The organism is Microbacterium sp. BF1, from assembly GCF_019279095.1.
GTDB lineage: Bacteria > Actinomycetota > Actinomycetes > Actinomycetales > Microbacteriaceae > Microbacterium > Microbacterium maritypicum.
Window position 1 is genome coordinate 1 of the sequence record NZ_JAGYWT010000085.1, and the last position, 7338, is coordinate 7338.

The following is a 7338-nucleotide window of genomic DNA, read 5'->3' on the forward strand; positions in this document are numbered from 1 at the left end:
CCCAGGAGTAGCTGAGCGCGGTTCCGGCGGGCCAGCCGTCAGAGATCGCGGTCAGGGTCTGTCCGACCGCCGCGGTGCCCGTGATGGTCGGAACGCTGGTCGGCGCGAGCACCTCCATGATCGAGAGCTCCGCGACGCAGGTGACGCAGGTGCCGCCGAGTGTGGCGACGCGCGCGGTCGACGAGAAGGCACCGCTCGGTGCATCCTCAGCCACTTCGACCGTGAACTGCACCTCGGTGGAGGCCCCCGCTGCGACGCCCGCGGGGACGCTCCAGGTGAGGGTCGTGCCGTCGAGGACAGTGCCCGCCGGCACAGCCACCAGCGTCGCGCGCGAGAGCACGTCACTGAGGTCGACCGTCACCACGGAGGAGGCGAGGGCCACCCGACCCGTGTTGGTGGCGCTGAGCGTGTAGGTGGCGGTGTCGCCGATGTCGAGCGGTTCCGTGGCGGCCGGAGTCGCCGTCAGCGAGACGGACAGCTTGTCGGGCCAGGCGGGTTTGCCGGGCTCGAGGATCCAGTCGTTCCAGAGCGCGGTGATGTCGCGGCCGGAGAGCTCTTCGGCGAGAGCCTTGAGGTCGGAGCTCGTGCGGCTCTGGCCGGCGAAGCGCGTCTGCCATTCCTTGATCAGAGCGAAGAAGGCATTGTCGCCGATCGAGATCTTCAGCGCCTCCCAGAACTGGGCGCTGCGGGTGTAGGTCTGGTAGCCGTAGAGCTCGTTCGAGGCGGTCTGGGCGCCCGGGGGGATGTTCCAGTCCGCGCTCGACGAGGCCTTGTTGTTCCACGAGTTGAAGTAGCTCTGCTCGGTGCTGGTTCCCGAGCCGAAGGCTGCGGCACTGTTGTAGTAGGTCGGGCCCCAGGTGGCCATCCCCTCGCCGATCCAGATGTCGGTCCAGGTGGTGGGTGCGACGTTGTTGCCGTACCACTGGTGGACGAGTTCGTGGATGAGGGTGTTGCCGTTCACGGAGTTCGTGCTCGGGAAGAACGATCGGTCCTGCGTCTCGAGGGCGTAGTTGACCCCGCTGGGCACGGTGTCGACGATCACGCCGGTGCTGTTGCCGGGGTAGGGGCCGTAGATGCTCTCGAGGTTGCGGGTGATGGTCTCGAGCTGCGCGACCCGGTTGCGGATGGTGGTCTTGTTCGTGTCGCTGAGCCCCGCGTCCATGAAGGACCACGAGGGGATGACGCGGTTGTCGCTCAGGGTGACCGAGCCTTCGATCACCTCGAAGCGCCCGATCGCGATGACCACGAGTTCAGAGGCCATCTGCTTGTCCTGTCGCCACACCCAGGTGGTGCGCTCGCCCGAGACGGTCTTCGACTGCAGTTCACCGTTGCTGGCGACGGCCGCGTCGCCCTGCACGCCGGAGACGTTTGCGAGCACCGAAGGGGCATCCACAGAGATCGTGTACGTGGCCTTGTCGCTCGGGGTGTTGTTGTGGGGGAAACCGGCCATGGTGCCGATCGGCTGTCCGAGGAGGATAGCTCCGTCGTTCGTGCCGTTCCAGCCCTCGAAGGCGCCGTCGCTGTCGACGTGCACCACCGGGGTGCCGCTATAGGTGACAGCGACGGTGAACTCCCCTTCCACCGGGGTCGGCACGGTGACGATGAGCTTGAACTTCTCCGCAGCCGGGTCGATGTCGCGCGACCAGCTGGCAGGGACGCCGTTGACGGTCACCCCCTCGACCGTCATGCCTTCGAAGTCGAGAGAGAACTGGTGCAGCGGAGCGAGGGCACGGGCGGTCATCGTCGTCGTGGCAGTGGTGATGTCGCCGGTGATCAGTCCGTCGGCGACGCCGGTCGGGCTCCAGCTGAGCGAGACGTCGTAGTCGAGGGCGTCGTAGCCGCCGTTGCCGATGTTCGGGAACATCGGGTCGCCCGAGGTGCGGGGTCCGGCGACGGAGTCGTCGGCCGCTGCCGCGGGAAGAGAGGTGGCGAGAAGGGAACCGGCGAGGAGAGCGGTGATCGGAAGAGTCGCGATCAATCGTCGACGGGCGGGGGAGGTCAGTCGAGGCATGGGGGCTTTCAGGTAGGCAGAACGCGGGCGACCGGTCACGTCGTCGTGGTGCGGGGGGAGGCTTGTGGCCCTGGGGATGCGTATGAAACGTATGGAACGTATGTTTCTGCAATATATCGTGCCGTTCACGGTTCGGTTGCGGCGAGTTTTTCTGTTCGCTGACCGGGGGAATTGTTCGACCCTGTCCAGGATGCTGCCGCCGTGCGTCATCCGCCCGGAGATGCGAAACGCCCCCGCCGTTCGGGTCGGCGGGGGCGTCGGCTTCGCGGGTGCGGCTTACTGCACAGACCACCCGCCGTCGGAGGCGAGGATGGCGCCGTTGATGTTCACGGCGTCGTCCGACAGTAGGAACGTGATGGATGCGGCCAGGTGCTCGGCCGTCGCCACGGTCGGGATCGCCTGCTGGAACGGGGCCAGGCGGCCCGAGCCGTACTCGGACATGTGCGGGGGCATCGGGATGCCGGTGGCGACGCCGCCCGGGGCGACCGAGTTCACGCGGATGCCCTTCGGCCCGTACATGAAGGCCGCCGACTTGGTCACGCCGATGATGCCGTGCTTGCTGGCCGTGTAGGCATTGCCCGAGGCGTTGCCGCGCAGGCCGGCCTCGCTCGAGACGTTGAGGATCGAGCCCTGGCCCGCCGCTTCCATCACGGGGATGACCGCGCGCATGAGCTTGAACGGAGCGGTCAGGTTGATCGCGATGACGCGGTCCCAGACGGCGTCGGGGGTCTCGCCCGCGGGAGAGAAGTCGTCGTTGATGCCGGCGACGTTCGCCAAACCGTCGATGCGATCGCCTGCGGCAGCGAGCACCGCATCGATCGCCTCCTGCTGCGTGAGGTCACCCGCGACCGTGACGATGTCGGCATCCGGCAGCTCCGCCTTGAGGGCGTCGAGCTTCTCGGCAGCGATGTCGCTCGCGATCACGTGTCCGCCTTCACGGGCGATGCGGGAGGCCGTGGCCTTGCCGATACCGGAGGCGGCACCGGTGACGATCACGGTCTTGCCGGCGAAACGGCCGGAGGTGGGCTTCTCGGTCCAGCCCTCGGAGGTGTCGTCTTCGGGGATCTCGCCGCCGTTGGCCGCGCGCACGAGGTCGTCGACCACCGACTGGGGAAGCTGGCCCTGGCTCATCGCGACCAGCTGCTGCAGGGGAAGGCCCAGCACGGGGGTGAGGAGCTCAGGGTCGGCGCCCGTCTGCGCGAAGAGTCCGCGGATGAGAGGCCCGCCGGTCGGGTCGTTCATCCAGTCGCCGATGGTGGAGTGTGCGGTGAGGGCCATGCTCGTTCTCCTTGTTCGGGTGTCGCTGTAGTTTCGCAACGGTGCGTCTACTTATGTTCGAGTCTACGCCTGAGTACGCTCGAATGGTGCCCCGTCCTCGCAGTGAGAAAGCCCGCCAGTCCGTGCTGGAGGCGATGCGGCGCGCGCTCGCCGCAGACGGATACGAGGCCGTGACGATCGAAGGTCTCGCCGACTCGGCGGAGGTGTCGAAGCAGACGATCTACCGGTGGTGGCCGTCGAAGGCCGCGATCCTCGGCGAGGCACTGCTCGAAGGATCGCTGCCGGGTGCCGAGGTGTCGGTGCCGATGACGGATGACCTCGGGGCTGATCTGCGGGCGTGGTTCTCGGCGATGTCGGCCGGGTTGGCCCGGCCTGAGGGTGTGGCGCTCGCGCGGGCGCTGATCGAGGTGACGGCGGCTGATCCTGAGTTGGGGCTCGTCTTGAACGAGCGGTTGGCGGCGCCGATTCGCGAGTGGGTCGCCGAGCGGGTGTCGCGCGGACGTGCTGCGGGCGATGTGCGGGCGGATGTGGATGCGGCCGCGATCGCGGACCAGTTCATCGCGATGGCGTCGTACTCCGCGTTGATCGGGCAGCCGTTGAGCGCGGAGCGGGTCGAGGAGACGGTGGTGCGGTTGCTGCGGGGGATTGCGGCGTAGGGGGCAGTGAGCTGTCGAACTAGCGTTCGTGCCGGTGGAGGAGGCGGAGGGCGGCGAGTGCGATGCGGATCGACTCGTCGTCGACGTATCTTCCGCCGATGAGCGCGAGCAGCATCGATTCGATGGATCGCAGGATCGTGTCTACCTGCTCACGGTGGAAGCGGTCTTGCCTGGCTCGCTCCCATCGCTCGCGGAATGTGCGGAACAGCTCGAGGATGAGCCCGGTGTAGTTGGCGGCCCGGCTGTCGACTCCCTCCACCCCTTCAGCGGGCCACCACATGTCGCCGAGCACGTCGTCGAGGCTGCCGACGGTGTACTCGAGGTTGTCGGAGCCGAAGAGTTCTTCGCAGACGCGGACGAGAGCATCGCGGTCAAGGCTGTCCCATCGCGGCGAGGGGCTCAGGGGCGCAGGCTCCGAGGGGACCCGGACGGCCTCCGAGTAGGGCGGAGCGGCGATTCGTTCCGCCTCGCGCTCGGTGAGTGACGTCAGATCGGACTGGATGAGCGACAGGCGGTGGCTGATGTCTCCGCCTTGCGTGGCGACGGTGGACTGCAGATCCTCCACCCGCGAGTAGGTCGTGGTGGTGGTGGCGTCGATATGAGCGGCCTTGTCGCGGGTCTCGGTGACCTTCTCCTCGACTTTCTGCACGAGCTTCTTGAGCGTGACACCGAACGCGCTGAACTCCGACAGGTCGGGCCAGAGGAGCAGCAAGACGAAGATCACCGCTGCGAGCACGCCGGCACTCGTGAGATTCGGGCCGGAGCAGGTTCGGGTGAGGCCGTCTTTCTCGGAGTCCACGGTCTCGCAGACCTGGAACCATCCCGTGAGCGACAGATAGACGGCCAGCCCGACGATGATCAGGACGAGCAGGTAGCGGATGAGCCGGCCGCCCGGGCTTGTCAGCCAGTCGTGGAGCTTCTCCAACCGGCCGGGGTCGGGCTCGGTGGCGGGAGGAGTGTCCGGCGTCATGGCCCTCATGGTGGCAGAACCCGGGGTGCGCCGGAAGGGTGTGTGCGCGGAGTTGGCCGGCGCGTCGGGGTTCAGAAGTCGCCCTCGGCGACCTGGAAGCAGGTCAGCCCGCGAGACCGCCACATCTCGACCACGCTGCGGCGGTCGTCGACGACGCCGACGACCGTGAAGTGCGGTTCGATGTGGGCGTCGTAGATCTCGGCCTTGACGATGTTGTCGGCGCGCTGGTCGCCCGTGCGGCGGAGCAGGAGGCGGTCGAACGGGACCTCGTTGAACGTCAGCCAGGCCTCGGTCGCGCGGCGAGCGGTCTCATCGCGGCCCGAGACGACGATGAGCGCGTCGACGTCGGGATGCGCGGCGAACGCCTGAGCGGCGACAACGACGGGGTGGTTCGGAGTGTCGACGGCCACGTTGCGCATGTCATACGGGGAGCGGTCGCCGATGAGGGCGAGAGTGCCGTCGACGTCGAAGATCCAGGCGCGAGGGCGATCGGTGGGCATGGTGCGAGGGTAGTGGGTTCCTGGGCCGAAGATCGCTGTGTGGAGTGCCGAGCGGATGCTCCTACTGTGCCGGTTCGGACTTGGTCGCTTCCGTCCGCCCCTCTGCGAACCGCGCCTGTGCCCGGTCGTACCGCTTGCCGACCTCGACGAGCTCCGTGGCCTTCGGCAGTCCCATCGGCTTCGTCGACACGTACACACTCTCGGCGGTGTCGACGCGGAAGGTCTCGTGCCACACGCCCACCGCTCCCGGAGCCTTGCGGGCGGCGCGGTTGAAGGCGGTCCAGGCGGGGCGATGCTCCTGGCTCGGGTTGGACGCGTAAGCGTAGAGCTTGTCGACGGACGACCAGTACTGCACGACGTAGGGTCCGCCCGCGCCGAAGAGCAGGTGGTAGCCGAGCATGCCCGAGTCGGGGTCGATGGAAAGCTCGCGCAGCATCCGTGGCATGGCGAAGAACGCCGGCATCCACAGGTCGGGGCGCCACCAGCGGTTGATCTGCATCCCGATGTGGAACACGACGAGCTCGCCCTCGTGGCGGTGGGTCATGCGGCCCGTGATGACCTTCGACATGATGACTCCTCTGATTGGATAGCGTCACTATCTATAATGGATAGCGCTACTATCGAAGTCAAGAGGTGGCCATGAGAATTTCCGAACTGTCAGCGCAGACCGGCGTGACGGTGCCGACGATCAAGTACTACCTGCGCGAGGGACTGCTGCCCGAGGGCGAGCGGTCATCTGCGACTCAGGCCGCATACGGCGAGAAGCACGTGGAGCGGCTGCGGGTGATCCGCGCGCTGCTCGATGCGGGGGTGAGCATCGCCGAGACGCGGCGGGTGCTCGGCGCGCTGGATGATCCGCCGGCGAGTGCGAACGACCTGCTCGGAACAGCGCATGCGGCGATCACTCCCCCGGTGGATGAGGCGCTGGATCTCACGGACGCCGAGCGCTTGGTCGCAGGGCTCGGGTGGAAGCCAGGTATGTGCGACCCGGCCGTGCTGCATGCGGTGGCGCGAGCGCTGCAAGGGTTGGAGTGCGTCGGGTTCAGTGTGCAGGACGCGGTGATGGCCGAGTACCTCGCGAGCATGCGACGGATTGCGGATGCGGAGATCGCCGGGGTGCCGGAGGAGTCCGCGGAAGCCGCCGTGCGTTACGTGGTGTTGGGGTCGGTGCTGGTGGAGCCGTTGCTGTTAGCGCTGCGGCGGGTGGCGCAGCAGGTGAGCTCGGGGGAGCGGTTCGCTAAACCGACGGGCAGCTGAATTCTCGCGGGTGCCGGGACGACGGGGCGAGCGAATCGCCCGAGTTCTAACCACTCCGAGGACGGGGCGCAGAGCGCGGTGCTCGGTCGGAGACGTCGAACATCAAGCGCCTCGCACTAGCGAAGCCCACGCCAATACTGACGCCACACCCCGATCGTCATCGGATCGCTCTCATTCCGCCAATAATCGCGGAGTAGACGGAGCTCGTTGGGGGGCGTCTTGGCAACAATCTCTGCCATTGCTGGATCATCTCGATGCTCAAGGATCGATACCCGCCAGAGGGACCAACTGTCGTTGGTGACCCATCCATCTGCCCGGGCGTCTAGCTGTTCTTCCTCGGGACGTTGTGATCACGTGAGTTAGCGAAGACCTCCGGGCAGGATGTGGGTTACCACACTCACATTCCACGCACGGAGGTCTTCGTGACTCACGCTAACGCACCCCTGACGCCTGTTGGTCGGGCTCGTCTGGCCGACTTGATCAACGTCCAGGGATGGTCGGTCCGACGTGCTGCGGAGCGGTTCCAGGTGTCGCCGGCAAGTAGTGCCCCTTAAGGTGGTGTAGCCCGCGGTGGCCGGCTCGTCGCTCGCGACGTAAGCGCGGTCACCGTGTGATCCTTCGAGAAGTCTCTTACCTCCACTCGAAAGGCATCATCACGATGACCGC

Annotated in this window: 7 protein-coding genes and 1 pseudogene; 3 read left to right on the plus strand and 5 right to left on the minus strand. The window is 66.9% G+C overall.

Translation table 11 applies throughout. The annotated features are described in order from the left end of the window. Both KZA10_RS04880 and KZA10_RS04885 read right to left on the minus strand, forming a co-directional pair. A partial coding sequence (locus KZA10_RS04880; protein WP_218682322.1) for a M1 family aminopeptidase occupies positions 1 to 2011 on the minus strand: 2011 nt, incomplete at its 3' end. Between the two features lie 276 nt (positions 2012 to 2287). Then, a complete protein-coding gene (locus KZA10_RS04885; protein ID WP_218682323.1) occupies positions 2288 to 3289 on the minus strand; it encodes an SDR family NAD(P)-dependent oxidoreductase in 1002 nt (333 codons plus the stop codon). An 86-nt stretch (positions 3290 to 3375) separates the two neighbouring features. Between KZA10_RS04885 and KZA10_RS04890 the strand changes: the two genes are divergently transcribed. Continuing rightward, complete coding sequence (locus KZA10_RS04890) at positions 3376 to 3945, plus strand: TetR/AcrR family transcriptional regulator (protein WP_308289585.1); 570 nt, start codon at positions 3376 to 3378, stop codon at positions 3943 to 3945. A 19-nt stretch (positions 3946 to 3964) separates the two neighbouring features. Here KZA10_RS04890 and KZA10_RS04895 read toward each other — a convergent pair whose 3' ends face one another. The 3 genes from KZA10_RS04895 to KZA10_RS04905 form a co-directional block, all read right to left on the minus strand. Beyond that, positions 3965 to 4915 carry a hypothetical protein gene (locus KZA10_RS04895; RefSeq protein ID WP_218682324.1) on the minus strand — a complete coding sequence of 317 codons (951 nt, stop codon included), beginning with the start codon at positions 4913 to 4915 and terminating at the stop codon, positions 3965 to 3967. 71 nt (positions 4916 to 4986) lie between these two features. After that, a complete protein-coding gene (locus tag KZA10_RS04900; RefSeq protein WP_218682325.1) occupies positions 4987 to 5415 on the minus strand; it encodes a polynucleotide kinase in 429 nt (142 codons plus the stop codon). Between the two features lie 61 nt (positions 5416 to 5476). Beyond that, on the minus strand, positions 5477 to 5983 hold the full coding sequence (locus KZA10_RS04905) for a DUF4188 domain-containing protein (protein ID WP_218682326.1): 507 nt from the start codon (positions 5981 to 5983) through the stop codon (positions 5477 to 5479). Between the two features lie 71 nt (positions 5984 to 6054). On the opposite strand from KZA10_RS04905, the gene KZA10_RS04910 reads away from it, so the two are divergent. Together KZA10_RS04910 and KZA10_RS04915 are read left to right on the plus strand one after the other, a co-directional pair. Continuing rightward, positions 6055 to 6672 carry a MerR family transcriptional regulator gene (locus KZA10_RS04910; RefSeq protein WP_218682327.1) on the plus strand — a complete coding sequence of 206 codons (618 nt, stop codon included), beginning with the start codon at positions 6055 to 6057 and terminating at the stop codon, positions 6670 to 6672. A gap of 422 nt (positions 6673 to 7094) precedes the next feature. Further along, positions 7095 to 7217, plus strand: a pseudogene (locus KZA10_RS04915) (IS481 family transposase); the annotation flags it as partial. Between the last annotated feature and the right edge of the window lie 121 nt (positions 7218 to 7338).

Excerpts from the sequence above, each read along its gene's own strand:
- KZA10_RS04885 (WP_218682323.1), bottom strand. The coding sequence starts at position 3,289 with ATGGCCCTCACCGCACACTCCACCATCGGCGACTGGATGAACGACCCG.
- KZA10_RS04895 (WP_218682324.1), bottom strand. The coding sequence starts at position 4,915 with ATGACGCCGGACACTCCTCCCGCCACCGAGCCCGACCCCGGCCGGTTG.
- KZA10_RS04900 (WP_218682325.1), bottom strand. The coding sequence starts at position 5,415 with ATGCCCACCGATCGCCCTCGCGCCTGGATCTTCGACGTCGACGGCACT.
- KZA10_RS04905 (WP_218682326.1), bottom strand. The coding sequence starts at position 5,983 with ATGTCGAAGGTCATCACGGGCCGCATGACCCACCGCCACGAGGGCGAG.
- KZA10_RS04910 (WP_218682327.1), top strand. The coding sequence starts at position 6,055 with ATGAGAATTTCCGAACTGTCAGCGCAGACCGGCGTGACGGTGCCGACG.